This is a genomic window from Amycolatopsis thermalba (assembly GCF_023376025.1).
GTDB lineage: Bacteria > Actinomycetota > Actinomycetes > Mycobacteriales > Pseudonocardiaceae > Amycolatopsis_E > Amycolatopsis_E thermalba.
Map to the genome: position 1 here is coordinate 5,924,881 of NZ_CP091196.1, position 25,415 is coordinate 5,950,295.

The following is a 25,415-nucleotide window of genomic DNA, read 5'->3' on the forward strand; positions in this document are numbered from 1 at the left end:
AACGCGACGAGGTGCGCCTCGGTGCGGTCGTCGAGGGAGCGGACGCGGCGTTCGAGGCGCCCCGGTGGATCACCGCCCGCGCACCACGCCCCGCACATCCGCCGCCGACGGCGCGCCCAGCGTTCGCGAGATCCCGCGCGCCGCGGCGGTCATCACCGGCACCACGGCCCGCGGCTCGCACTCGTCGAGGTGCACCACCAGTCCCCAGCGTGGCGACCACCTCGTCGCCCTGGCCGCGGATCGGTGCCGCGAACGCCACCGCCTCCGGCGTCAGCTGCTCAGGAACGGCTGGGCCAGCTCACGCAGCTCCAGCCCGCGCGGCACGAGCGCGGCCAGCTCCAGCAGGTGCAGCCCGATGCGGTAGCGGCCGTCGTCGTCGCGTTCGTGGGCGCCCCAGTTCATCAGCTCCCCGGCGAGCCGGTGCGCGGTGGTCAGGGAAAGCCCGGCGCGGCGGCTGATCTTGCTCAACGTCAGCAGGCTGCGGCCCGGGGTGAACGCGTCGAGCAACCGCCCCGCCGCCGTCATGGGAGTCGGTCTCCGCAAGGCCCTGTCCACGGCGGCTCCCTCGGGGGGCGGCGCTGACTCCGTCGGTTCCATCCTTGATCGTGTGCCGCCGCTGATACAACCGGCCTTCCGCATGGTGGAAGCCCTCTTGCGTGACGGTCACACGCGCGAGTGGTCAAGTTGGCTCGATGGAGTTTCCGTGGCGCGCCCGATCGCCACGACGTGATTACGTGGCGGACCCGAAACCGACCACCCGAGGAAGATCGCTTGTGACGGCAACGACCATCCGGCAGGAAACCGTCCCGCTCACGTTCGGCGGATTCGAGTACGCGGGCCGCATCGTGCGCGGGGGCGGCAGACTCGCGCCGATCGTCCTGGTGGGCGGCGCGTTCCAGCACAAGGACGCGTGGGGCCGGGTGGAACGCGACCTGCTCCGGCACGCCGACGTGATCACCGTCGACCTCCCCGGCTGGGGCGCGGCGGACCGGCTGCCGCCCGAGTACGGCGTGGATTTCCTCGCCGGCGCGCTGAACCACCTCCTCGGCCACGTCGCACCCGAGCCGGTGCACGTGGTCGGCGCCTCCTACGGCAGCGGTGTCGCGCACCGGTGGGCGCAGCTGCGTCCGGAACGGGTGCGCCGGCTACTGCTGGTGGGCACGATGACGCACGTGACCGGCCGGTTGCGCACCCGCATCGCCCGCAGCGTCGAGCTGGCCGAACAGGGCAGGCACGCGGAGTTCACCGCCGAGGTGCTGGACCTGATGCTGAGCCGCGAGCCGGGCGTGCGGCGGCAGGCCGCGGTCCGCCGGTGCCTGACCGGCCTGGTGGGCGCGATGACCGACGCCGACATCGCCAAGTACCTGGACAACACGCGGCGGCTGCTGGACCACCCCGGCGACGACGGCCGCGTCCTGCCCGTCCCCGTGCTGGTCACGACAGGCGAGCACGATCCGCTGACCACCCCGCGGCTGAGCCGGGAGGCCGCGGCGAGGTGCGCCGACGCCAGGTTCACCGCGATCCACGGCGCCGACCACCTCGTGCACCTGGAACGGCCGGCCGAGGTCGTGGACCTCGCGCTGCGGTTCTTCGCCGGGGAACCGTTGTCCGGCCTGCCCTACTGCACCCCGGTCGAGCACGTCGTCTGCGGGGTGGCGCGGTGAAGCACGTCCTGTTCGTCAACGTCGCCGACCACGGGCACGTCAACCCCACGCTCGCCGTGGTGTCCGAGCTGGTGTCCCGTGGCTGGCGGGTGAGCTACGCGGTCGGCGCGGACTTCGTCCCGCAGGTGCGCGCGGCCGGGGCGGAACCGGTGGTGCTGCCGGACGTCCGGGACGGCGGCCCGCCGCCGGAGGACCTGATGGCGGGCGTGGAGATGTACCACCGGGACGCCCAGGCGGCACTCCCCGTGCTGGAAACGCTCGATGATCTTCCGGACGTGATCGCCTACGACTTCGTCGCGTTCGCGGGCAAGGTCCTGGCGCGCAAGCTGGGCGTGCCGATGGTGCAGCTCTCGCCGACGCACGCGTTGTTCCCCGGCTGGGAGCGCATCGCGTTCGGCGTGACGAGCGTGTCGGAGCTGCCGGTGTACCAGCGGTTCCAGCGGTTCCTCGACGACCAGGGGCTCGGCTGTTCGGTCGAGGAGTTCCAGGCGATGGACGACCCGAAGGTGGTGTTCGTGCCGCGGGCGTTCCAGATCTCGCCGGAACTGCTCGGGCCGGAGCACACCTTCGCCGGTCCCGCGCTGGGCGACCGGTCGTTCCAGGGGTCCTGGCGCCCTCCGGTGGGCAAACCGGTGCTGCTGATCTCGCTCGGCTCGTGCTTCACCGACCAGCCCGGGTTCTTCCGCGCGTGCCTCGACATGGCCGCGGGCCTGGGGTGGCACACCGTGATGGCGATCGGGCGGCACGTCGATCCGGCGGCGCTCGGGCCGGTTCCGGACGGTGTCGAGGTCGCTCCGATGGTGCCGCAGCTGGACGTGCTGGCCGCCGCGTCGGCGTTCGTCACGCACGCCGGGATGGGCAGCCTGCTGGAGGCCCTGCACCACGGCGTGCCGATGGTCGCGGTCCCGCAGATGGCCGAGCAGCGGCTGAACGCGGCCCGGCTGACCGAGCTGGGCCTGGGCGTGACGCTCAACCGCGCGGAGGTGTCGGCGCAGGCGCTGCACAACGCGGTGCTGCGGGTGTCGTCCGACGCGGGGATCGCGGCGAACGTGCGGGGTATGCGGGAGATCGTGCGGGCGTGCGGCGGGGCGGTGGAGGCCGCGGACGTCATCGAGAAGACCGCGATCCGGGACGGAGCCGCGCTGTGACCACGCTGGAAAGCCCGGTGCGGAGCGTCGTGCTGGAGACCGACCGCGGCCGGTTCGCCGCGCACCGGGCCGGGTCCGGGGAGCCGGTGGTGCTGGTGGGCGGGTATCTGGGGTCCAAAGAGGACTTCGCGCCGCTGTTGCCGCTGCTGGCCGCCGCGGGGTACGCGGCGTGGGCGGTCGACCACCACGGCCAGCACGAGAGCCCGGGCCCCGACGACCCGAGCGCCTACACGCTGCCGGGCATGGCGCAGGACCTGCTGGCGGTGATCGGCGAGGTCGGCGAGGGCGAGCCGGCGCACGTGGTGGCGCACTGCGCGGGCGCCGCGGTCGCGCACGCCGCGGTCGTCGCCGCGCCGCGGGTAGTGCGCAGTTTCGCGCCGCTGGGCAGCTTGCTGTCCGGTTCGGACAAGGAGACCGCGTTCCTCACCTGGTGCGCCGACGCGGTGGCCACCGAGGGGGCCGCGGGCTTGCGTGGCTTGATCGACCACTGGGCCCGTGCCGAGCCGGACCGGCTGGACCTGATGACCACCCGGTTGTCGACCACCCGCACCGGTCACCTCATCGGGTTCCCGCGGCTGTTGTGCGGTCCGCGGGCGGGGGTCGGTGAGCTGGCCGGGTCCGGGGTGCCGTTGCTGTTCGTGCACGGCATGGACGACGAGTTCACCGGCTCGCACGAGGAGTACCAGCGCCTGGCTCGCCGCTTCGGCCGGGACGCGGTCGGCATCGACGGCGCGGGGCACTGCGTGCAGCTGGACCGTCCACAGGAGACGGCCGAGGCGCTCATCCGGTTCTGGCGCGCAGTTTCAGCAGACCGTCGGCCAGTTCCGGCAGCGGGAGGTCGTTGACCTCGGTGACCGTGCGGACGGCGTCCTCGGGGAACGCGTCCGCTCCGGTGCAGGCGCCCGCGATCGCGCCGGCCATGGCGGCGATGGTGTCGGTGTCCCCGCCGAGGCTCGCGGCGGTGCGGCAGGCGTGCCACGGGTCTTCGGCGTGGTGCAGGACCGCGAACGCGGCGGGCACCGATTCCTGGGTGGCGACGCTGGTGCCGATCAGGGCCGGGATGTCGGCGGCGGGCATGGTGCGGGACCACCGAATCCGGGCGGCGACGTCCCCGGCCGCGACCCAGTTCCCCCGCTGGGCGGCCAGTTCCGCGGCCGCGACGGCGAAGTCGATGGCCTCGGGCAGGCTCGCGCCGTCGATCCCCGCGCTGACCGCCGCGGCGACCGCGGCCGCCCCCGCCAGGGCGACGCCGGTGTTGTGGGTGACCCAGCTGGCCTCGACCACGCTGTCGACGAGCCGGCCGAGGTCGGCCGGAGTGGCGATCCCGACGGGGGCGATGCGCATGGCCGCGCCGTTCGTGGTGCCGTGCTTGCCGGCCTCTTCGAGGGAGGCCCCCGCGGCGACGGCGTTGAGCGCGGCGCGCGTGGAGGGCCCGAGCAGCCCCCGGATGCCGCGGCTGCGCAGGTCGCGCTCCCACGCCAGGAGCGCATCCGCGAGCCGGTGCGGATCGATCCGCCCATCCCCATCGATCAACAACCGCGCGACGATCACCGCCTGCTGCGTGTCGTCGGTGACCCCACCGGCCGGCAACCCCCGGGCCGCCGCGAAGCCGGTGACGGGCACGATCTCGGCCGGGGACAACCCTTCGGTGGGCATGCCGAGCGCATCCCCGATGGCAAGGCCCGCCAGGGCCGCGAGCGCACGTTCCCTCACCCCGCCACGATCTCACCGGCCGCGGCAGCGGAGCAACCAAAAGCAGCTGGGTGGTCATCCCGTCGCCTGACACTGGACGATCACCTTGAGCCAGGGCCGCAACCCGGGCTCTCTCCGGCGGCCGTCCATGCCAACCTTGCGGCCCTGGCTCAAGGTGATATGCACAAACCGGAAGGCGACGGGATGACCACCCGGCGACCACTTGCCCGAGGTGAGCCGACAACGGTCCCCCGTCATCCCGGAGCCTGCCCGTCCGGCGAGGACATCTTTTGATCTTTAGTCTTGCTTTTGGGCAGGCGGGGAGTCCGCCCTGCGGGCGGGAAGCGCCTCACGGCGCCGAACGGTCACCTTACGACCGCCCCCGCCCCCGATGCCTGATTGTGTTTCAGTCGCCGAGCAGGCGTGTCAAGGCGGGAAAGAGTACCTTGACACGCCTGATCGGCGACCAAAGACCGGCTGTGGATCGGGGGCGGGGGAGGTCTGGTTGGGGTAGTCGGTGCTGATGCGTTACCGGCCGCCGGTCTGCAGGGCTACCGCGTGGTCAGCCACCTACCACTCCACTCCCGCTGCCGGCCGCCGGTCATCCAGGGCTACCGCACGGCCAGCCACCTACCACTCCACTCCCACTGCCGGCCGCCGGTCATCCAGGGCTACCGCACGGCCAGCCACCTACCACTCCACTCCCACTGCCGGCCGCCGGCCATGCAGGGCTACCGCACGGCCAGCCACCTACCACTCCACTCCCCACTGCCGGCCGCCGGTCATCCAGAACCCTCCGGCCCCAGTGCGCAGCCTGCCCACTCCCGCTCCCGGCTTGCCGTCCGCTACCCCAGATACCGCTCCGCCACCACGTCCGGGTACTCCACCGGCCGTCCCCGCGCCACGGACCACGCCAGCCTCAGGTACTGCGCGTGCGTCCAGGCCAGCGGGGTCGCCGATGCGGTCGGCGTCCCGGGGCGTACGGCCGGGTACGGCGGGTTCCGGTCCCACACCTGCTCCGGCAGCAACCCCGTCTCCCCCGCGCACGCCGCCATGTCCCGCAGCCGCCCGGCCGCCGCGTCCCGGTCGCCGGCCAGTAGTTCGTATTCGCCGCGCTCGCCGGCGAAGATCGGCCACAACCGGCCGTACGTGCGGTGCAACTCGGGCCGGTTCACGTTCCACGGGCCGCCGTCGGCCTGTTCGCCGTAGCCGTCGCCGGAATACCGGTGCCAGTGCCGGCCCGACGGCGTCACCGTCGAGATCCGCTCGTCGACCACGGCCAGCGAGTTCACCACCACCGGGTCCTCCGGCGACCGTACCCCCAGCCGCACCAGCTCCAGGAAACCGGCGTCCACGACCGCTCGCTGGTCGGTCGGGTCCGGGTTGTTGTTGCCCAGGTTGTAGGTGGTTCCGGCGTCCGGGTCGCCGTCCTTGGTGAGCCGCACGAAGTACGGGCGCGGCGCGTACGGCCCGGTCGACGTGACCGTCCAGCCGTCGACCGCCGCGCGCCACCGGTCCGCCGCGCCCAGGAACCGGGCGGGGTCGCGTCCCGCGCGGCGCATCAGGTCGGCCAGGCACACCAGCCCGGCGATCACGGACGCGATCGTCGACGGCGAGTACCCGCTCTGCTCCTCCCACCGCTCCTGCTCGGTGTACGGCGAGGAGTACCCGTCCTTGGCGTAGGACAACAGGAAGTCCCCACCCCGCACCAGACTGTCCACAGTGACCACGTCATCCCGGTCGAGCAGCCAGGCCAGCAGCATCGGCGCGGCGGTCTCGTCGAGCTGGATCGACGTCCAGAACGGCTCCCCCGACACCTTCGTGTTCTGCGGCCAGTGCCCGTGCGGCTGCTGGATCCGCAGCAGGTAGTCCAGCGCCCGCTCGGCCGCCGCGCGATCCCCGGCGGCGAGCATCCCGGTCGCGATCTGGTACAGGTCCCGCGGCCACACCAGGTGGTAGGACCCGTACTCCGGCGCCACCGCCCGGTCGAACCCGAACGCCCACGGCATCGACGGCGACGCGATGAACGCCCCCGGGTTCCGCTTGTCCTCACTGCACGCCAGCGCCACCACGGACGTCAGGTAGATCCGCCGGTCAGCACCCTCCGGCGCCGCGGGCAGGCCACGCAGGTACTCCCGCCACCCCGCGGCGTACGCCGACGCGGCGGATCCGAAGCCCCGCGCCAGCGAACCACGCGCCGCGCGCACCGCGGCGTCCCCGTCGGTCCCGAAACCCAGCGCGACCAGCTCGCGGGTCCGCGAAGTGCCGTCGAGCCACAACCGCCCCAGCTGGACGACGTTGCCCGGCCCGGCCGTCGCGTAGCGCCGGTCCAGCCGTCCCCGGCCGGCCACCAGCTGGGTCCAGCCGTCGTTGACGCCCGCGTAGCCGACCGTCGACTCGCTGAACCCGCCACGGGCGAGGATGGCGCTGGCGGTGGAACCGTCGGACGCCACCAGCGCCCCGGCCTGCGGAAAGGCGCGGTCGGCCGTGCCTTCGCCGCCCAGCGCCGGATCGTGCAGCAGGTACACGCGCAACGGCCGCCGCGACCGGAACTCCACGTCGATCAGCACGGAGTCGCGGTCCGGGTCGGTGACGTACCGGGTGGTCAGCGTCCAGCCGGTGCCGCGCGCGGTCTGCCGGTACGCGGGCATCCCGGCGTCCGGCAGCTCGGTGCGGTGCTCGACGTCCGACACGCGCTCCACAAAGGACTCGCCGTCGGTGACCACGATCTGGGTCTCGCGGCTCGCCGGGGTGCTCAGGTCGGGGTGGTAGACCTCGGAGAGCCGCCCGTCCTGGAGGGTGAACCAGACCGGGCTGGCCGAGCGGGCCGTGCCGAACCCGAGCTTGTCCGCCGGGGTGAAGGTGGTGTCGGCACCCGGCCCGCCCGGCGCCGCACCGCCCTGGCCCGCGCTCGCGGGCACCGCCGGTGCCGCCACCGCCGTCGCCCCGACGAGCGCCGCCGCTCGCAGGAAATCCCGCCTCGAGGTAGTCATCGTGAACCTCCCACAACGTGATGCCCGGCCTGGGCAACATCTACCAGCGCCGCGGATCGCGGGAAAGGGGCCGGTCAGCCAAGCGGCGCGAGCAGGAGCGTGGCGAAGCCGAAGCAGTCCCGGTAGCCGCGCAGCCACCCGTCCCGGTGGGCGGCGGCGATGGCGAGCACGTCGGGCTGGTCGAGGCTGCGGGCGGCGAGTGAGCCGGTCCAGTTCCACTCGTAGTCGTCCAGCTCGTGGCGCGTGCTGAGGTGACCGTAGAGCGGCACCCAGCCGTCGGCGGTGATCGTGTCGACCGTGGTGGGGAGGTCCACGAGGTCGCCGAGGGCCTCGACAGCGGCCGCGCTCGGTTCGCGCTCCCAGTACCCCTCGCCGACGACGACCCGCCCACCGGGCGCGAGAACCTTCCGGGCCGCCGCGAGGGCAGGCAGGAGGCCGCCGAAGGCGTGGGTAGCGCCGACACAGAGCACGATGTCGGCCGGCCGCTCGGGCGCGAAGCCGGCCGCGTCGGCCTGGTGGAGCGTGAGCCGCTCCGCGAGGCCGCGGCGCTCGGCCTCCCGGCGGGCGTGGTCGAGGGCAGGCTCGGAGACGTCCACGCCTTCCGCCGTGACCCCGGGCGCCAGGGCGAGGGCGCGCAGCAGCCACTCGCCGCCACCGCACCCGAGGTCGAGAAGACGCTCGTCCCCGCGCGGCAGGGCCCGCTCCAGCAGGGCGCTCACCGAGGCGTCCCCGAGGGGCGCCGCGATGGGATGGTCGGCATGCGCGAGGCGCGAGATCAAGTCACGTTCCACGACGGCACCCTGCCCCGTGGCGGGATGGGGCGCACTCCAATTTCCGGCGATCGTCCGGGGGACCCGGCTCCGGCGGCACCCGATGACGGTGACAGAAGAACACCGCCCGGGGAACGCCGCCGGACGGAGCAACGGGTGCGCCCGTCCGGCGCCGCTTCGTGAAAAGGACCCGTGTGGGTGGGCCGAGTCACCCGGCGCCCGCCCCACAACGAGACAGGACGCCAGAACAGGCAGGCACCAGCCACCGAAAACGGTGGGCGCAGCAGGGTTCGAACCTGCGACCCCCTCCTTGTAAGGGAGGTGCTCTTCCGCTGAGCTATGCGCCCTCGAACCGGCGGCACCCCACACGAGGCGACGCCGGTGCGAGCATCACTGCGGCAGCTCGGCCACCGCTCGCTTCCAGGCGAGCTGGTCGCGCGGCTCACCCGGCTGGTTGACCTCGGCGTAGCGCACCACGCCGCTCTTGTCGATCAGGAAGGTGCCCCGGTTGGCCAGCCCGGCACCCTCGTTGAACACGCCGTACAGCTTGGCGACCTCACCGTGCGGCCAGAAGTCCGACAGCAGCGGGAACTGGTAGCCCTGCTGCTCGGCCCACGCCTTCAGCGAGAACGGTGTGTCGACCGACACACCGAGCACCTGGACGCCCTGGCCGTCGTACTCGGCGAACTCGTCGCGCAGCTGGCAGAGCTCGCCCTGGCAGATCCCGCTGAACGCGAACGGGTAGAAGACCAGCAGGACCGGCTTGTCGCCCTGGAACGACGACAGCGTCACCGGCTGTTTGTTGTAGTCGTTCAGGGTGAAATCCGGAGCAGCTGAACCGACCTCGACCGCCATCGAAGCACCTTTCGCATCGCCAACGTTGCACTTGCCGCACGCCCACCTTAGCGTGCGGCCGTTCAGCGCTGCTTCGACTTGGTCTTCGGCGGCACCAGCTTGGTCCCGGCCCAGTTCGGGCCGACGCTGATGTTCGACGTCTGCGCGAGCCCGACGGTGGGCACCGCCTCGGCGATCTCACTCGGCTGCACGTGCCCGGGCTGCCCGGTCTTGGGCGTCAGCACCCAGATGAAACCGTTCTCGTCGAGCGGCGACCGCGCGTCCATGATCGCGTCGACCAGGTCCCCGTCGTCCTCCCGCCACCAGAGCAGAACCACGTCGATGACCTCGTCGGCGTCCTCGTCGAGGAGATCGCCGCCGATATGTTCTTCGATCGCGGCACGCAGGTCGTCGTCGACGTCCTCGTCCCACCCGATCTCCTGAACCACCATGTCCGGCTTGATGCCAAGCCTCTCGGCGACGCTGCTGTACTCAGCGTCTCCAGCGGCGACCACTGCAGTCACTCCTCCAACTCACGACGCGGGCGGCACAGCGCCGCCGCGCTCGACATACGGATGGGTGTAGCGAACACGCCCGGAGCCTCCGGCGCAACCGTCCACACCGGATCTCTCTCAACTCGTAGCGCAGCGTAGGGCCTCGCCGGAGGTGTTCGCGACCGCAAAACGACCCTCGGCGGGACCCGTTCGGGCACACCTGGCCTAGGGTAGGCATAACGCGCGCGCGTGCGCGCGCGGACTTAGGTGAACGTTACCGCTCAGTAGCGATGACGGGAAGCCCGGACTAGACGACCATGACAGAGAGGGCACGGCCAGACTGAGGCATCCGTGCCCGCACGCGAAGTGACAACCGGCGAGGAGATCCCTTGGCCCCCCAGAACGACCAGGCCGCAGGCACCGGCGCCAGCACCGATCGGGCCCCGGCCCGGGTCCGCGTCATCCGTGACGGATTGGCGGCCCACCTGCCCGACATCGACCCCGAGGAGACAGCCGAATGGCTGGACTCGTTCGACGAGGCTCTCGCCCGGGGCGGCCAGCAGCGGGCTCGCTACCTGATGCTGCGGATCCTGGAACGCGCCCGCGAGCGCAACGTCGGTGTCCCGCCGCTGACCGCGACGGACTACGTCAACACCATCCCCACGGAGAACGAGCCGTGGTTCCCGGGCGACGAGGAGATCGAGCGCCGCTACCGGGCCTACATCCGCTGGAACGCGGCGATCATGGTGCACCGGGCGCAGCGCCCCGGCGTCAGCGTCGGTGGCCACATCTCCACCTACGCGTCGTCGGCGGCGCTCTACGAGGTCGGGTTCAACCACTTCTTCCGTGGCAAGGACCACTCCGGCGGCGGTGACCACGTCTTCATCCAGGGCCACGCCTCCCCGGGCATCTACGCCCGCGCCTACCTCGAGGGCCGGCTGTCCGAGCAGCAGCTCGACGGGTTCCGGCAGGAGCTGTCGCACGCGGGCGAGGGCGGCGGCCTGCCGTCGTACCCGCACCCGCGGCTGATGCCGTCGTTCTGGGAGTACCCGACGGTGTCGATGGGCCTGGGCCCGATGAACGCGATCTACCAGGCCCGGTTCAACCGGTACCTGCGCGACCGCGGCATCAAGGACACCTCCGACCAGCACGTGTGGGCGTTCCTCGGCGACGGCGAGATGGACGAGGCGGAGTCGCGGGGCCTCATCCACGTGGCCGCCGGGGAGGGCCTGGACAACCTGACCTTCGTGATCAACTGCAACCTGCAGCGGCTCGACGGCCCGGTGCGCGGCAACGGCAAGATCATCCAGGAGCTGGAGGCGTACTTCCGCGGCGCCGGCTGGAACGTGATCAAGGTCATCTGGGGCCGCGAGTGGGACGCGCTGCTGCACGCCGACCGCGACGGCGCCCTGGTCAACCTGATGAACGTCACCCCGGACGGTGACTTCCAGACCTACAAGGCCAACGACGGCGCCTACGTCCGCGAGCACTTCTTCGGCCGCGACCCGCGCACGAAGGACCTGGTCAAGGACCTGTCGGACGCCGACATCTGGAACCTCAAGCGCGGTGGCCACGACTACCGCAAGGTGTACGCGGCGTACAAGGCGGCGATGGAGCACCACGGCCAGCCGACGGTGATCCTGGCCCACACCATCAAGGGTTACGGCCTGGGCCCGGCCTTCGAGGGCCGCAACGCCACCCACCAGATGAAGAAGCTCTCGCTCGACGACCTGAAGCTGTTCCGGGACGCCCAGCGCATCCCGATCAGCGACGAGGAGCTGGAGCGCGACCCGAAGCTGCCGCCGTACTACCACCCGGGCGCGAACTCGCCCGAGATCGAGTACATGCTGGGCCGCCGCAAGACCCTCGGCGGGTTCGTCCCGGAGCGGCGCAACCGGGCGAAGCCGCTGGTCCTGCCGGGCGACAAGGTGTACGAGGCCGTCCGCAAGGGCTCGGGCAAGCAGGAGGTCGCCACCACGATGGCGTTCGTCCGGCTGGTGCGCGAGCTGGCCAAGGACGGCGAGATCGGCAACCGGATCGTGCCGATCATCCCGGACGAGGCCCGCACGTTCGGCCTGGACTCGATGTTCCCGACGGCCAAGATCTACAACCCGCACGGGCAGACGTACACGTCGGTGGACGCCAACCTGATGCTGGCGTACAAGGAGTCCGAGCACGGCCAGCTGCTGCACGAGGGCATCAACGAGGCGGGGTCGACGTCGTCGTTCACGGCGGTGGGCACGTCCTACGCCACGCACGGCGAGCCGATGATCCCGATCTACATCTTCTACTCGATGTTCGGCTTCCAGCGCACCGGTGACGGCCTGTGGGCGGCCGCCGACCAGATGGCCCGCGGTTTCGTGCTGGGCGCCACCGCCGGGCGCACCACGCTGACCGGTGAGGGCCTGCAGCACGCCGACGGGCATTCGCTGCTGCTGGCGCACACGAACCCGGCCGTGGTGGCCTACGACCCGGCGTGGTCGTTCGAGATCGCCCACATCGTCAGGGACGGCCTGCGCCGCATGTACGGCGAGGGCGGCCCGGACGGCAACGGCGAGAACGTCTTCTACTACCTGACGATCTACAACGAGCCGTACCGGCAGCCCGCCGAGCCGGCGAACCTGGACGTCGAGGGCCTGCTCAAGGGCCTGTACCGGTACGCCGAGGCGCCGTCGGGCGACGGTCCGGAGGCGCAGATCCTGGTGTCCGGCGTGACGATGCCGGACGCGCTCAAGGCGCAGCAGATGCTGGCCGAGGAGTGGGGCGTGCGCGCCGCGGTGTGGTCGGCGACGTCGTGGTCGGAGCTGCGCCGCGAGGCGGTGGAGATCGACCGGGACAACCTGCTGCACCCGGGCGAGTCGCCGCGCGTGCCGTACGTGACGCAGGCGCTGTCCGGCGCGACCGGGCCGGTCGTGGCGGTGTCGGACTGGATGCGCGCGGTGCCCGACCTGATCCGCCCGTGGGTGCCGACCGACATGGTCACCCTGGGCACCGACGGGTTCGGCTTCTCCGACACGCGTCCGGCGGCGCGGCGGTTCTTCCTGGTCGACGCCGAGTCGATCACGGTCGCCACGCTGGCCGCGCTCGCCAAGCGCGGTGAGGTGCCGCAGGACAAGGTGGCCGAGGCCGCGCGGAAGTACCGGATCGACGACGTGTCGGCCGCCGGTCCGCAGCTGACCGACGCCGGGAACGCCTGATCTGTCCGTTCACCGTGGAGGTCATCCCCGTCGCGGGGGTGGCCTCCACGGTTGTGTGCGCGAGGATGGTCCGATGACGCGACGCCGCCTGCCCAGGCCCAGTGAGCTGCAGCAGATCCTGCGACCCAAGCCGGTGAAGCTGAACCCGACCGACCGGCGCCTGTCCAACGCCCACACCATCGCCGACCTGCGCACCATCGCCCGCAAACGGACGCCGCGGGCGGTGTTCGACTACACCGACGGCGCCGCGGAGCTGGAGGACAGCCTGCGCCGCGCCCGGCAGGCGTTCCGCGGCGTGGAGTTCCACCCCAACGTGCTGCGCGGGGTGTCCGATGTGGACACGAGTGTGACGGTGCTGGACGAGCACTCGGCGCTGCCGTTCGCCTTCGCGCCGACCGGGTTCACGCGGATGATGCACCACGAGGGCGAACGGGCGGTGGTCCGGGTGGCGCAACGGGAACGCATCCCGTACGCGCTGTCGACGATGGGGACGACGTCGATCGAGGACGTGGCGAAGGCCGCACCGCACGCGCGGAAGTGGTTCCAGCTCTACGTGTGGCGCGATCACGCGGCGGGCGCGGAGCTGATGCGGCGGGCGGAGGAAAGCGGTTACGACACGCTGCTGCTGACGGTGGACACCCCGGTGGGCGGCGCGCGGATGCGGGACGTGCGCAACGGCCTGACCATCCCGCCGACGCTGACGCTGCGCACGTTTCTCGACGGCGCGATGCACCCGGCGTGGTGGTTCAACCTGCTCACCACGGAGCCGCTCGAGTTCGCGTCGTTCGGTTCGTGGGACGGCACGGTCGCGGAGCTGATCAACAGCCTGTTCGACCCGACGCTGAGCTTCGACGACCTGGCCTGGGTACGGGAGACGTGGCGGGGCAAGCTGGTCGTCAAGGGCATCCAGAACCCGGACGACGCGCGGGACGTGGTGAAGTACGGCGCGGACGCGGTGGTGCTGTCCAACCACGGCGGCCGCCAGCTGGACCGAGCACCCACCCCGCTGGAACTCCTGACCCCCACGCTGGACACGATCGGCGACGACGCGGAAGTCTGGGTGGACACCGGAATCCTGTCCGGGGGCGACATCGTGGCCGCGATGGCCCGCGGCGCGTCGATGTGCCTGATCGGCCGCGCATACCTCTACGGCCTGATGGCCGGGGGCGAGCGGGGAGTCCAGCGGTGCGTGGACATCCTGCGACAGGAGATCATCCGCACGATGCAGCTGCTGGGCGTACGCACGATCAGCGACCTACAACCAACCCACGCCACCCTGCGCTAAACAACGAAACCGCCACCCGGCACTGAAAGCCCCCACGGCCCACGAGCCGCCCCTCTCCCGCAACCCGATCCCCAGCCAAATCGGTTGCCGAGCAGCGGGGTCAAGGTACTCTTTCCAGCCTTGACGCCGCTTCTCGGCAACCGAACACTGAAAGATCGGGTCCGGGAGGGGCAAATCCGGGCGTAGCGAAGCGAAGCCGGCGCTTCCAGCCCTGCAGCGCAAACCCAACTTTGCGCACCACCCGCACGATCATCGTCCCGATAGCGGCCCCAGCAGTACGTCGAGATTCAAGTATTCGCTCAGCAGATGCTTGAGGTGCGGCCCCTCACTAAGTTGGATCCGTCCGTGACGAGCAACGAAATCGTGCGATGCTTTGCCAAAACGTGAAGTAGTGACCAGCACGCCTCGACTCGCGCGCTTGTCATCCATCACTCCGGCGAGCGCACGGACGGCATCTGGTTCAACAGTCCCCTTGTACCTCTTCGCTTGAATAACGCACACCCCACCCATGATCGGGTCTTCGTTGACAGCGATCGCATCGAGCCCGTCATCACGGGATGCCTGTGTAACCCAGGATTTCATCCCCATTGCCTCGAAGAGCTGTTTGACGAGAACCTCGAACTCGAAGGGCTTCATCTCCAAGAGCACCGGACGACCATCCAGGCCCGCTGCCACGTCATGGGCGTCCACCAGCCGATACTTCGACAAGTCCGGATCGAATATCGGTCGCACTGCCTCAAGGTCCCACGGGTGGGGCGACACGAGCGCGTTGAAGTACTTAAGGCATTCAGCGGGATCAAGTTCGGTGAGGACGAGTTCCTCAAACTGTTTGCGAGTCGCAGAAACGCTTACCAGGCAGGGGCGCTCGGGTTTACCGGTAGCTCTGTTACGCGTCGACACATGCGCGTTGACAGCCACCTCGTCCACGAGCTCACTCGGCCGGACTTCAAACACGTCGCGCATGGTCCTCAGGACGATCTGCGCAACCAGGTTCGCGTAAGCCTGCTTGATCTCCTTCACAAGCCGCGGCTTTGCGACGATCTCGTCTCGCGACTTGACATACGTGTATTCACGGTTCTGAGGAATCACGTCGACCCCGGGCAACTCCCGGATCATGAGCAACTTCTTCGAATCCGGCTGGTAGGCGACTTCGACGTCGACTGGCAGGTCGGCCGGCAACGGCGACCGTTCTATCAGCAACTCGAAATAGTCCTCGACCGCCTCCGGCAGTCCTGCCATCACTCGTTTCTCCAGGTCGTCTACCTGGGCGTTGTGTTGTTCCACTTCTTGTCGGCGAGATTCCTCACCCTGGCGATGCCGCGCCTCGGCAGCTGCCAGCGCAGTGAGACGTTCGTGCTCGCTATGCTGATAAAGCGCCATGTCGCGGGCGAAACTGGCCTTGGCCTGCTCGATTGCTCTGTTGTGAGTTCCCTTGAACAAACGGCCCACACCCGAAGGAGGCGGCGGCGCATACCGCTCCCATCGCGGTTGCCGCGCGGGGGTGGCGAGAGCGGACGGGGCTTCGAACGGCCGCGGCCTGAACGACCTGCGCATTTGGCGGAATGAAAACACTCCTCGATGACGAAGACCGTCCACCAGCACTCGGCCGAGTTCATTCATCCGGTCCTGTGCGGCGACGGTGTAGGCCGCCGCTTCGTCCTGTTGCTGCTTGACATGCAATTCCCGCTGTTCGCGGGCTTCCTGCGCCAATGCTCGTTCCCGAGCGCGGGCCGCCTGTTCGGCTTCCTTCGCCGCCTGCTTGAGCTGCCGCTGCCTTTCTCGCTCCTGCAACATCTGCTGATGCTGGAGCTCGGCGAAGAAACCACGTTTGCGTGCCACAGCACACCCCCACAACCCACCGATTCGACAAGCGACCGTATCCCAGATACAGCTTGATTGACGATGCGCCGAATCGGCGATCTTTCCACGTCAGCCGGACCCCATCTCGATCAGTGAAACGCCCCACTTGACCACACCCCGGCAGGACCGGACCATTCCTCCCCACACCAAGCGGAACCCAACTTCCGCGATGTGGAATCGAGGTCGGCCATGTTCGTGCAGGAACTCGCCCCGCTGGCCGGGTCGCTCGGCCTGTCCGCGCTGGTCGCGGCGCTCCCCCTGGGCACCGTGCTCGTCCTGCTCGGCGTGGTCCGCATGAAGGCCCACCAGGCCGGCCTGATCGGCCTGGCCGTCGCCCTGATCGTCGCCGTCACGATCTTCGGCATGCCGATCGGCCAGGCCGTCTCCAGCGGCTTCCAGGGCGCCGCGTTCGGGCTGTTCCCCATCATGTGGATCGTCGTCAACGCGCTGTGGATCTACCGGATCACCGTGCGCACCGGGCACTTCGACGTGCTCCGGCGGTCGTTCGGCCGGGTCTCCGACGATCCGCGCATCCAGGCGCTGATCATCGCGTTCTGCTTCGGCGCGCTGATGGAGGCGCTGGCCGGGTTCGGGGCGCCGGTCGCGATCAGCTCGGTGATGCTCGTGGCGCTCGGGTTCACCCCGGTGCGCGCGGCGGTCGTCGCGCTGGTCGCCAACACCGCGCCGGTCGCGTTCGGCGCCATGGGCACCCCGGTCGTCACCCTCGCGCAGGTCACCGGGCTGCCGCTGGACACCGTCTCCTCGATCGTCGGCCGTCAGACGCCGATCCTCGCGGTGTTCGTGCCACTGCTGCTGGTCTTCATCGTCGACGGGCGCCGCGGGCTGCGGGAAACCTGGCTGCCCGCGCTGGTGTGCGGCGCGGCGTTCGGGGTGGTGCAGTTCGCCGCCGCCAACTACGTCTCCGCCCAGCTGGCCGACATCGGCGCCGCGCTCGCCGGGGCGGCGGCCCTCGTCGCACTGCCCGCCGCCCGCAAGCCGGCCCGCGCGGAGGTCCGGACCGCCGTGCTGACCGGCGTCGCCACCGAGACGCTGGACCGGCCGGAGGACCGCGGCGAGGTCGTCCGCGCCTACCTGCCGTACGGGCTGATCATCGTGATCTTCTCGATCGGCCAGCTGCCGCCGGTCAAGCGGCTGCTCGACGCGGCCACCTGGAAGTTCGACTGGCCCGCGCTGTCGGTGGCGAACTCGGCGGGCAAGCCGGTCTCCGGGAACACGTTCTCGCTGCCGTTCCTGAGCACCGGCGGCACGCTCGTGCTGATCGCGGGCGTCCTCACCGCGGTGTTCCTGCGGGTCCGGGCGCGCGACGCGGTGCGCGAGTGGGGCGGCACGGTGCACGAGCTGCGGTTCGCGATCCTGACCGTGACGAGCGTGCTCGCCCTGGCCTACGTGATGAACCTGTCCGGCCAGGCCACCACGATCGGCTACTTCATCGCCGGCGCGGGCGCGGGCCTGGCGTTCCTGTCGCCCGTGCTCGGGTGGTTCGGCGTGGCGGTCTCGGGCTCGGACACCTCGGCCAACGCCCTGTTCGGCGCGCTCCAGGTGACGGCGGCGCACCAGGCCGGGCTGTCGCCCGAGCTGCTCGCCGCGGCCAACTCCTCGGGCGGCGTGCTGGGCAAGATGATCTCGCCGCAGAACCTCAGCATCGCGTGTGCGGCGGCGATGCTGCCCGGCGAGGAGGGCACGCTGTTGCGCAAGGTGCTGCCGTGGAGCCTGGGGCTGCTGCTCGTGATGTGCCTGATCGTGGTGGCGCAGGCGAGCTTCCTCAGCGGGATGCTGCCGTGAGTTCCGGGCGGCGGACGGCGGCGCGGTGCCAGCTCCACCAGCCGTGCACGACCAGGACGGCGAACACGAGGTAGACCGCCGCGGAGAAGTACAGGCCCGAGGAGATCTGCAGCGGTACGCCGATCGCGTCCACGACCAGCCACACCAGCCAGAACTCGACCAGACCGCGGCCCTGCGCGGCGAAGGCGACCAGCGTGCCGATGAAGATCGCCGCGTCCGGCCACGGCGCCCAGGACGCGTGCAGCGCGTCGAGCACGAGCGCCATCGCCACGGTGCCTGCCCCGAACGCCCCGGCCATCACCAGCCGTTCCACGGCGCGGCCGCGGCGCACGACCACCCCGTACACCGGGTCGCGGCGCCGGGTCCAGGCCCACCAGCCGTACACCGAGATCAGCAGGATCGCGACCTGCCGGGCCGCGAGCCCGCCCAGGTGGGCGGAGGCGTAGACGGCGAACAGCAGCACCGTCGCGCCGACCTGCACCGGCCAGGTCCACAGGGTGCGCCGCTGCGCCAGGAAGACCACGGCGAGCGCGCACAGCTGGCCGATCAGCTCCGCGATGGAGATCCACTGTCCGAAAACGGACAAACCGTGCTGCAACAGAACGTGCATGGCGCCTCCCGTCTGCCGCAACAACCTGCCACATCCGGCACTGATTCCCTCACCCCCAGTGAGCCCCGCTACACCGGTCGAAAATTACTTGCACGATCGAGTGAGAAGACTGGCGGAAAAATATCCACAAGGTCCATAGTGGACCTACCGGTGGGGACCGGGGAGATGAGGCCGCCCGGCGCTGCGAGAACCGCGTGCGCCGGGCGGCCTCGCGTTTACCGGGCAGCCGGTTAGAGTCGGTTCACGATGACCCAAACCAACAGCAGACGGCCGGCCAAGCACCACGGCCTCTCGGCGAAGACGCTGCGCAGGCTGGAGCGCGCCTCCGGGCGCCTCGCCTCGGCCAGCGTCGCCGCGATGGAGCAGCGGCTGCCCTGGTTCGGGCGTCTGCCCGCCGAGCAGCGGGCGAGCATCCTGCTGATCACCCAGACCGGCGCGGCCGGGTTCGTCGACTGGCTGCGCGACTCGCAGGAGGCGCTCAAGCTCACCACCGAGGCCTTCCGCGGCGCCCCGGAGGACCTGTCGCGGTGGATCAGCCTGCGGCAGGCCGTCGGGCTGGTGCGGCTGGCGATCGAGGTGTTCGAGGAGCAGCTGCCGGAATTCGCCGCCACCGAGGCCGAGCACGCCGCGCTCATCGAGGGCATCCTCCGGTACGGCCGGGAGATCGCCTTCGCGACGGCCAACTCCTACGCCGCGGCCGCCGAGGCCCGGGGTGCGTGGGACGCCCGGCTGGAGGCGCTGGTCGTGGACGGCATCGTCCGCGGCGACGCCGAGGAGGCGGTGCTGTCGCGGGCGGCGGCGCTGGGGTGGGAGCCGTCGGCGATGGCGACCGTGCTGGCCGGCCGTCCGCCCTCGGACGATCCGCCGAGCGTGGTGTTCGAGGTGCGGCGCCTGGCCGCGCGCCTGGGGCGGCCGGTGCTGCTGAGCGTCCAGGGGTCGCGGCTGATCGTCGTGGCCGGCGGGCCGACCGAGGGAGACACCAAGCAGAAGGAGGTGCTCGGCAAGCTGGCCGGCGCGTTCGGCGAGGGGCCGGTGGTGGCCGGGCCGACGGTGGGCAGCCTGGCCGAGGCGCACCGCAGCGCGGCGGAGGCGCTGTCCGGGTTGCGTGCGGTGGTGGGCTGGCCGGGGGCGCCGCGCCCGGTGCGGTCGTCCGACCTGTTGCCCGAACGCGCGTTGTCCGGCGACGCCGAGGCCGAGCGGCTGCTGATCGAGGAGATCGCGCAGCCGCTGGAGGCCGCGGGCCCGACGATGCTGCAGACGGTGGACGAGTACCTGGAGTCCGGCGGCGTGCTGGAGACGTGCGCGAAGAAGCTGTTCGTGCACCCCAACACGGTGCGCTACCGCCTGCGCCGGGCGGCCGAGCTGACCGGCCGGAACGCCACCGAGCCCCGGGACGCCCTGGTGCTGCGGGTGGCACTGACGGTGGGCCGGCTCGCCCGAGCACGCGGCCTCTGGTGACGTTCACACGCAACCGACGACCACGGTAGCTCCCAGGGCGCAGCTCACACAGCCTCCGGTGACATTGCACGTAGCCGACGACCGCGGCAGCCGACAGGGCGCCAGCTCGCGCGGCCAGTCCCCCGTCCACGCCCGCGAGTCCCACGTTCAGGAACGCGAGTCCCACGCTCGTGCGCGCGAGATCCACGTCCGGGCCCCGCGAGCCTGCCCTGGGTGACCGGTCTCACTTCCGCCCTGCCCGGAACCGACAACACATCAGCGCTGGAAGACGGCCTGCGGGCGCCATTTTTGTAGGGCCTCTACAAGATCGCCGCTCCGACTTGGTGAACGGCGGCATCCCGGGCCCGCCGGGGGAGCATGTTCCCTTAGAGGCGTGACAGCAGTGCTCGCTCCCGGACAGGGCTCCCAAGCGCCCGGCATGTTCTCCCCCTGGCTCGACCTCGACGGCGCCCGCGAGAAGCTCGCGCGCTGGTCCGAGCGCACCGGGCTCGACCTGGTCCACCTCGGGACCGAGGCCGACGCCGAGACCATCCAGGACACCGCGATCACGCAGCCGCTGATCGTCGCGCTCTCGCTGCTGGCCTTCAACTCCCTCGGTGACGTCCCGGACGACACCCCGGTCGCCGGCCACTCGGTCGGCGAGCTGGCGGCCGCCGCCGCGGCGGGTGTGCTCACCGCCGAGGACGCCGTGGCGCTGGCCGCCGTCCGCGGCGCCGAGATGGCCAAGGCCTGCGCGATCGAGCCGACGTCCATGGCGGCCGTCATGCTGGGCGACCCGGACGAGGTCGTCGCCTGGCTGGAGGGCCACGGCCTGACCGCGGCGAACCGCAACGGCGCCGGTCAGATCGTCGCGTCCGGGGCCAAGGACGCCATCGAGCGCATCGTCGCCGAGCCGCTCGAGGGCACGAAGGTCCGGCCGCTGAAGGTCGCCGGCGCCTTCCACACCTCCTACATGGCCCCCGCCGAGGAGGCCCTGCGCGCGCACGCCGCGTCGATCACGCCGAAGGACCCGGTCCGCCCGCTGCTGTCCAACGCCGACGGCACCGTGGTCACCAGCGGCGCCGAGTACCTGGAGCGGCTGATCAAGCAGGTCACCCGCCCGGTCCGCTGGGACCTCACCATGGACGGCCTGGTCGAGCTGGGCGTCACGGCGACGGTCGAGCTGCCGCCCGCGGGCACCCTGACCGGCCTGGTCAAGCGCCAGCTCAAGGGCACGGTCACCCAGACCGTCGCGCTGAAGACCCCCGCCGACCTGCCCGCCGCGAAGGAGATCCTGTGAGCCCGGTGTTGCGCCAGAAGCAGGGTCCGGCCGCCACCCGCATCCTGGGCGTCGGCAGCTACCAGCCGGACCGGGTCGTCACCAACGACGACCTGTCCCAGATCATGGACACCAACGACCAGTGGATCCGCGACCGGGTCGGCATCACCGAGCGCCGTTTCGCCGAGAAGGACGAGCTGCTGGTGGACATGGCGGTCAAGGCGGGCAACGCCGCGCTCGCCGACGCGGGCCTGCAGCCGTCCGAAGTGGACACCGTGATCGTGCCGAACTGCACGATGCCCGCGCCCATCCCGAACGCGGCCGGCCAGGTCGCCGACCGGATCGGGGTGAAGGCGGCCGGCGCGTTCGACCTCAACGCCGCGTGCGCCGGGTTCTGCTACGGCCTGGGTGTCGCCTCCGACCTGATCCGCGCCGGCTCGGCGGGCAAGGTGCTGGTGATCGGGGCGGAGAAGCTGACCGACGTGGTCGACCCGGTGGACCGGGCCAACGCGATCATCTTCGCCGACGGGGCGGGCGCGGCGGTGGTCGGCCCGTCCGACGAGCCGGGCATCGGGCCGGTGTCGTGGGGCAGCGCGGGCGATCTGGTCGACACCATCTACATGCGCGACCACAAGTACATCTACCAGGAGGGCCAGTCGGTCTTCCGGTGGGCGACCACGCAGATCGCGCCGATCGCGCTGAAGGCGGTCGAGCTGGCCGGGCTGGAGCCGTCGGACATCGACGTGCTCATCCCGCACCAGGCGAACCTGCGGATCGTCGACGCGATCGCCAAGCGGCTGAAGGCCAAGGGCGCGCGGGAGGACCTCGTCGTCGCCGACGACATCAAGTTCTCGGGCAACACCTCGTCCGCGTCGATCCCGATGGCGCTGGACCACATGCGGAAAGCGGGCACCGTCAAATCGGGTGACGTCGTGCTGATGGTTGGATTCGGCGCGGGCCTGTCCTACGCCGGACAGGTCGTCATCTGCCCGTGATACCACTATCGCCGGCAGGCGCGGAGCCTGCCGGTATCAACCACCAGAAGGGAACAACCATCGTGGCGGACAAGCAGGAGATCCTCAGCGGCCTCGCGGAGATCGTCGAGGAGGTCGCGGGTGTCGCGCAGGACGACGTGAGCCTGGAGAAGTCCTTCGTCGACGACCTGGACATCGACTCGCTGTCGATGGTGGAGATCGCGGTGCAGGCCGAGGACAAGTTCGGGGTCAAGATCCCGGACGACGAGCTGGCCAACCTGAAGACCGTCGGCGACGCGGTGGACTACGTCGCCGCGAACGCCAAGTAAGCACGAGCTGAATTCTTCGTCTGAACCTCGGGGAGACTCCTCATGAGCAACATCGACGTCGTGATCACCGGGATCGGCGCGACGACGCCACTCGGCGGGGACGTCGCGTCCACGTGGGAGGGCTTGCTCGCCGGCCGCAGCGGCATCCGGCGGATCGAGGCCGACTGGGTCGAGAAGTTCGACCTGCCGGTCAAGATCGGCGCCACGCTCGCCGAGGATCCGGCGGAGAAGTTGCCGCGCGTGCAGGCGCGCCGGCTGGACCGGTGTGAGCAGATCGCGCTCATCGCGGCCCGGCAGGCGTGGGCCGACGCCGGTTTCGAGCAGCCCAGCGAGGAGCACACCGACGTCGACCCGGACCGGCTCGGCGTGTCCATCGGCACCGGCATCGGCGGGCCGCTGACGCTGCTGGCGATGGACGACCTGCTCGAGCAGGAGGGTCTGCGGAAGGTCTCGCCGCTGACCGTGCCGATGCTGATGCCGAACGGGCCTGCCGCGCACGTCGGCATCGACCTCAAGGCCAGGGCCGGGGTGCACTCGCCGGCGTCGGCGTGTGCCTCCGGTGCCGAGGGCATCGCCAACGGCTACCAGATGATCCAGAACGGGCGGGCCGACGTCGTGGTGGCGGGTGGTGCGGAGTCCTGCATCCACCCGATCACCGTGGCCGGGTTCGCGCAGGCCCGGACGGTGTCGACGCGCAACGACGAGCCGGAGCGCGCGTCGCGCCCGTTCGACGCCGACCGGGACGGGTTCGTGCTCGGCGAGGGCGCCGGGGTGGTCGTGCTGGAGCGGGCCGACCGCGCGAAGGCCCGCGGCGCGCGGATCTACGGGCGGCTGGCCGGGTACGGCATCACCTCGGACGCGCACCACATCACCGGCAACCACCCGGAGGGAATCGGGCAGATCGCCGCGATGGCGAACGCGATGACCATGGCGGGCCTCACGTCGGCCGAGGTGGGGCACGTGAACGCCCACGCGACGTCCACGGTGGTCGGCGACATCGGCGAGGCCGCGGCGATCCGCAAGGCCGTGGGTGAGCACCCGGTGGTGACGGCGCCGAAGTCGGCGCTGGGGCACCTGGTCGGTGGCGCGGGGGCGGTCGAGGGCATCCTCACGCTGCTGTCGGTGTACCACGGGCTGGTGCCGCCGACGCTGAACCTGGAGAACCTGGACCCGAAGGTCGGGCTGGACGTGGTGGCCGGCGAGCCGCGGAAGGTCGAGTTGACCGCGGCGCTGAGCAACTCGTTCGGTTTCGGCGGCCACAACACGGCGCTGCTGTTCACCGGCGTGTGAGTTCGTTTTTGCGGGGACCCCGGCTGTGGGCGGCCGGGGTTCTTTGCTTTTTCGTGCCGGTTCGTGGACTCTGCCTCGGCAGGAGTAGCTGCTCTCGCCCGGGGGCGGTCGGACGGCTCTGGGGTGCCCAGGGGGCGGGTACCGCCCGGTCCTTCTGTGGGAGGCAGCCGCTTTTCCTGAAGTAGCCGGGCGTCAGTTGCCGCGCCGGCGGGTTCTGCCCAGGGGTGGCCACTCTCGCGCCGGCGTCGGCCAAGCTCCACCCGGGCGCCTCAACGCCGGGCAGGCAGCAGCCGCGCCCTTGGTACGGAAGCAGCCGCTTGTCCTTGAAGAGCCAGGCGTCAGTCCCCGCGCCGCCGGGTCCTCCCCAGGGGGACCACCCTCGCGCCAGCGCCAGCCAGCTCCACCCGGGCGCCCACAGTCGGCCAGGCACCAGCCCATCCGTCGCCCGCGCTCTTTGTACGGAAGCAACCGCGCTCCCTGAAGCAGCCGGGCGCCAGTCGCCCCGCCGCGGAGCCCCCAGGGGTGACCACTCTCGCGCCACGCGCTAGCCAAGCTCCATTCGGTCGCCTCGAAGCCGGGCAGGCGCCAGCCGGGCGTCCCGTCAGCAGCGGGACAGTTCGGGTGTGGTGGAGCCGGTCACGGTGTCCACCTTCCAGGCGCCGGACTCCAGGGCGAGCGGGAGCACGAGCCGCCAGTGCACGCAGGGTTCCGGGAGCTCGGCCGGGGCGTCCTTGACGTCCTGGGTGCTGGTGAAGCCGACCAGGGCGCGGAGTTCGTCGTCGGTGACCGGGTCGATCCGGTAGACGAGGATGCTGCCGTCCTTCGTGGTGCGGTAGTCGTTGAGCCAGGTGCTCTTCGGTTTGGCCTGGACGCGTTCCCGCGTGACGGCCGTTTTCCACAGCTCGTAGTCGCGGTTGTTGATCGAGTCGAAGTAGGTCTGCAGCAGCCCGCGGACCGTGGCGTTCTGCGGGTGCGCGGCGGCGTCCGGGGTGAGCTCGACGATGCCCGGGCCGGGTTGCTCGGCCAGCGGCCGGGCGGGCGAGGTCTGAGCGAGGATCGCGTCCGGGGCGGCTTCGGGCAGCCGGTACAGCTCGCGGGCCAGGAGACCGCCGCCGACCATGATCGACACCACGACGATGACGACGGGCACCAGCCATCGCGGCGGTGCTGCGGGAGGCGCCGGCATGGCTGTCACATCGGCAGCGTAGTAGCGATCGTTACCGAGTGCTGTCCCGCATCGGTGGCTGCCGGTTGGGGTTGGGCCGTTCCGGTGAACGGACTGAGCCGACCCGGCGGTTGGCCTCCGGGCTTGGCTGCTGCGAGTGGTCACGTCACGGGTGGATGAACGGACCATTCATCACCGCACGACTGGACACTTGGTGGTGGGGAAAGGCATGAACGGTCCATTCATCACCACGCGGCTGGACACCTCGTGAGCGCCGAGACATGAACGGTCCATTCATCGCTCCACGACTGGGCACCTCGTGGCGGCGAAGGCATGAACGGTCCATTCATCACCGCGCGGCTGGACACCTGGTGGCGGGGAACGCATGAACGGACCATTCACCGCCGCGCGGCTGGGCACCTCGCGGCCGACAAGGCATGAACGGTCCATTCATCGCTCCACGACTGGGCACCTCGTGGCGGCGAAGGCATGAACGGACCATTCATCACCGCGCGGCTGGACACCTGGTGGCGGGGAACGCATGAACGGACCATTCACCGCCGCGCGGCTGGGCACCTCGCGGCCGACAAG

At 70.9% G+C, this 25,415-nt stretch carries 21 protein-coding genes and 1 tRNA gene; 11 read left to right on the plus strand and 11 right to left on the minus strand.

Going from position 1 to position 25,415, the window contains the following annotated elements:
• Nucleotides 1-69: 69 nt before the first annotated feature.
• On the minus strand, nucleotides 70-198 hold the full coding sequence (locus tag L1857_RS35485) for a hypothetical protein (protein ID WP_275895898.1): 129 nt from the start codon (nucleotides 196-198) through the stop codon (nucleotides 70-72).
• 72 nt (nucleotides 199-270) lie between these two features.
• The gene (locus tag L1857_RS28720; RefSeq protein WP_205413227.1) at nucleotides 271-525 is read right to left on the minus strand and encodes a helix-turn-helix domain-containing protein; all 255 of its coding nucleotides are present in this window, start codon (nucleotides 523-525) and stop codon (nucleotides 271-273) included.
• Between the two features lie 248 nt (nucleotides 526-773).
• Between L1857_RS28720 and L1857_RS28725 the strand changes: the two genes are divergently transcribed.
• Genes L1857_RS28725 through L1857_RS28735 form a run of 3 tightly spaced genes read left to right on the plus strand, consistent with a single transcriptional unit; the run spans nucleotide 774 to nucleotide 3,657 of the window.
• Nucleotides 774-1,664, plus strand: coding sequence for an alpha/beta fold hydrolase (locus L1857_RS28725; protein ID WP_249466833.1), 891 nt, complete (start codon nucleotides 774-776; stop codon nucleotides 1,662-1,664).
• Nucleotides 1,661-2,812, plus strand: coding sequence for a macrolide family glycosyltransferase (locus L1857_RS28730; RefSeq protein ID WP_116110514.1), 1,152 nt, complete (start codon nucleotides 1,661-1,663; stop codon nucleotides 2,810-2,812). The genes L1857_RS28725 and L1857_RS28730 overlap by 4 nt, the downstream gene beginning before the upstream one ends.
• Entirely contained in the window at nucleotides 2,809-3,657 is an 849-nt protein-coding gene (locus tag L1857_RS28735; protein ID WP_249466834.1) for an alpha/beta fold hydrolase, read from the plus strand. The genes L1857_RS28730 and L1857_RS28735 overlap by 4 nt, the downstream gene beginning before the upstream one ends.
• On the opposite strand, the gene L1857_RS28740 is transcribed toward L1857_RS28735, so the two are convergent.
• The 6 genes from L1857_RS28740 to L1857_RS28765 form a co-directional block, all read right to left on the minus strand.
• A complete protein-coding gene (locus L1857_RS28740) occupies nucleotides 3,593-4,468 on the minus strand; it encodes an ADP-ribosylglycohydrolase family protein (protein WP_198958157.1) in 876 nt (291 codons plus the stop codon). The two genes, L1857_RS28735 and L1857_RS28740, sit on opposite strands and share 65 nt — an antisense overlap.
• An 881-nt stretch (nucleotides 4,469-5,349) precedes the next feature.
• Nucleotides 5,350-7,497, minus strand: a complete 2,148-nt coding sequence (locus tag L1857_RS28745) for a glycoside hydrolase family 15 protein (RefSeq protein WP_249466838.1) — start codon at nucleotides 7,495-7,497, stop codon at nucleotides 5,350-5,352.
• A gap of 74 nt (nucleotides 7,498-7,571) precedes the next feature.
• Nucleotides 7,572-8,288 (minus strand): SAM-dependent methyltransferase, encoded by a 717-nt coding sequence (locus L1857_RS28750; protein ID WP_162831032.1) that lies wholly within the window; start codon nucleotides 8,286-8,288, stop codon nucleotides 7,572-7,574.
• Nucleotides 8,289-8,542: 254 nt separating this feature from the next.
• Nucleotides 8,543-8,614 (minus strand) — tRNA-Val (locus L1857_RS28755).
• A gap of 43 nt (nucleotides 8,615-8,657) precedes the next feature.
• Nucleotides 8,658-9,122, minus strand: coding sequence for a peroxiredoxin (locus L1857_RS28760; RefSeq protein ID WP_094004281.1), 465 nt, complete (start codon nucleotides 9,120-9,122; stop codon nucleotides 8,658-8,660).
• A 62-nt stretch (nucleotides 9,123-9,184) separates the two neighbouring features.
• A complete protein-coding gene (locus tag L1857_RS28765; protein ID WP_094004280.1) occupies nucleotides 9,185-9,616 on the minus strand; it encodes a DUF3052 domain-containing protein in 432 nt (143 codons plus the stop codon).
• Nucleotides 9,617-9,984: 368 nt separating this feature from the next.
• On the opposite strand from L1857_RS28765, the gene aceE reads away from it, so the two are divergent.
• Nucleotides 9,985-12,792 (plus strand): pyruvate dehydrogenase (acetyl-transferring), homodimeric type, encoded by a 2,808-nt coding sequence (gene aceE, locus L1857_RS28770; protein ID WP_116110518.1) that lies wholly within the window; start codon nucleotides 9,985-9,987, stop codon nucleotides 12,790-12,792.
• A 73-nt stretch (nucleotides 12,793-12,865) separates the two neighbouring features.
• Nucleotides 12,866-14,077 (plus strand): alpha-hydroxy acid oxidase, encoded by a 1,212-nt coding sequence (locus L1857_RS28775; RefSeq protein WP_116110519.1) that lies wholly within the window; start codon nucleotides 12,866-12,868, stop codon nucleotides 14,075-14,077.
• 249 nt (nucleotides 14,078-14,326) lie between these two features.
• Here L1857_RS28775 and L1857_RS28780 read toward each other — a convergent pair whose 3' ends face one another.
• Nucleotides 14,327-15,916, minus strand: coding sequence for a restriction endonuclease (locus L1857_RS28780; protein ID WP_240323167.1), 1,590 nt, complete (start codon nucleotides 15,914-15,916; stop codon nucleotides 14,327-14,329).
• A gap of 210 nt (nucleotides 15,917-16,126) precedes the next feature.
• Here L1857_RS28780 and L1857_RS28785 point away from each other — a divergent pair, with 210 nt between their 5' ends.
• Nucleotides 16,127-17,740, plus strand: a complete 1,614-nt coding sequence (locus L1857_RS28785; RefSeq protein ID WP_116110520.1) for an L-lactate permease — start codon at nucleotides 16,127-16,129, stop codon at nucleotides 17,738-17,740.
• Here the strand turns inward: L1857_RS28785 and L1857_RS28790 are convergent.
• Nucleotides 17,721-18,350, minus strand: coding sequence for a nicotinamide mononucleotide transporter family protein (locus L1857_RS28790; RefSeq protein WP_094004275.1), 630 nt, complete (start codon nucleotides 18,348-18,350; stop codon nucleotides 17,721-17,723). The two genes, L1857_RS28785 and L1857_RS28790, sit on opposite strands and share 20 nt — an antisense overlap.
• 246 nt (nucleotides 18,351-18,596) lie before the next feature.
• On the opposite strand from L1857_RS28790, the gene L1857_RS28795 reads away from it, so the two are divergent.
• The 5 genes from L1857_RS28795 (at nucleotide 18,597) to L1857_RS28815 (ending at nucleotide 23,659) form a co-directional block, all read left to right on the plus strand.
• Nucleotides 18,597-19,808 carry a PucR family transcriptional regulator gene (locus L1857_RS28795; protein ID WP_249466841.1) on the plus strand — a complete coding sequence of 404 codons (1,212 nt, stop codon included), beginning with the start codon at nucleotides 18,597-18,599 and terminating at the stop codon, nucleotides 19,806-19,808.
• 373 nt (nucleotides 19,809-20,181) lie between these two features.
• Nucleotides 20,182-21,087: an ACP S-malonyltransferase gene (locus L1857_RS28800; RefSeq protein WP_162831033.1), complete on the plus strand. Its 906-nt coding sequence runs from the start codon at nucleotides 20,182-20,184 to the stop codon at nucleotides 21,085-21,087.
• Nucleotides 21,084-22,061, plus strand: coding sequence for a beta-ketoacyl-ACP synthase III (locus L1857_RS28805; protein WP_116110523.1), 978 nt, complete (start codon nucleotides 21,084-21,086; stop codon nucleotides 22,059-22,061). Before L1857_RS28800 ends, L1857_RS28805 begins: the two co-directional genes overlap by 4 nt.
• A 62-nt stretch (nucleotides 22,062-22,123) precedes the next feature.
• Nucleotides 22,124-22,369, plus strand: coding sequence for an acyl carrier protein (locus tag L1857_RS28810; RefSeq protein ID WP_017984121.1), 246 nt, complete (start codon nucleotides 22,124-22,126; stop codon nucleotides 22,367-22,369).
• A 42-nt stretch (nucleotides 22,370-22,411) separates the two neighbouring features.
• Nucleotides 22,412-23,659, plus strand: coding sequence for a beta-ketoacyl-[acyl-carrier-protein] synthase family protein (locus L1857_RS28815; protein WP_094004271.1), 1,248 nt, complete (start codon nucleotides 22,412-22,414; stop codon nucleotides 23,657-23,659).
• Between the two features lie 601 nt (nucleotides 23,660-24,260).
• On the opposite strand, the gene L1857_RS28820 is transcribed toward L1857_RS28815, so the two are convergent.
• Nucleotides 24,261-24,845, minus strand: coding sequence for a hypothetical protein (locus L1857_RS28820; RefSeq protein ID WP_233157125.1), 585 nt, complete (start codon nucleotides 24,843-24,845; stop codon nucleotides 24,261-24,263).
• Nucleotides 24,846-25,415: the final 570 nt, after the last annotated feature.

Excerpts from the sequence above, each read along its gene's own strand:
- L1857_RS28745 (WP_249466838.1), bottom strand. The coding sequence starts at position 7,497 with ATGACTACCTCGAGGCGGGATTTCCTGCGAGCGGCGGCGCTCGTCGGG.
- L1857_RS28795 (WP_249466841.1), top strand. The coding sequence starts at position 18,597 with ATGACCCAAACCAACAGCAGACGGCCGGCCAAGCACCACGGCCTCTCG.
- L1857_RS28740 (WP_198958157.1), bottom strand. The coding sequence starts at position 4,468 with ATGCCCACCGAAGGGTTGTCCCCGGCCGAGATCGTGCCCGTCACCGGC.
- L1857_RS28820 (WP_233157125.1), bottom strand. The coding sequence starts at position 24,845 with ATGCCGGCGCCTCCCGCAGCACCGCCGCGATGGCTGGTGCCCGTCGTC.
- L1857_RS28775 (WP_116110519.1), top strand. The coding sequence starts at position 12,866 with ATGACGCGACGCCGCCTGCCCAGGCCCAGTGAGCTGCAGCAGATCCTG.
- L1857_RS28760 (WP_094004281.1), bottom strand. The coding sequence starts at position 9,122 with ATGGCGGTCGAGGTCGGTTCAGCTGCTCCGGATTTCACCCTGAACGAC.
- L1857_RS28785 (WP_116110520.1), top strand. The coding sequence starts at position 16,127 with ATGTTCGTGCAGGAACTCGCCCCGCTGGCCGGGTCGCTCGGCCTGTCC.
- L1857_RS28720 (WP_205413227.1), bottom strand. The coding sequence starts at position 525 with ATGACGGCGGCGGGGCGGTTGCTCGACGCGTTCACCCCGGGCCGCAGC.
- L1857_RS28790 (WP_094004275.1), bottom strand. The coding sequence starts at position 18,350 with ATGCACGTTCTGTTGCAGCACGGTTTGTCCGTTTTCGGACAGTGGATC.
- L1857_RS28815 (WP_094004271.1), top strand. The coding sequence starts at position 22,412 with ATGAGCAACATCGACGTCGTGATCACCGGGATCGGCGCGACGACGCCA.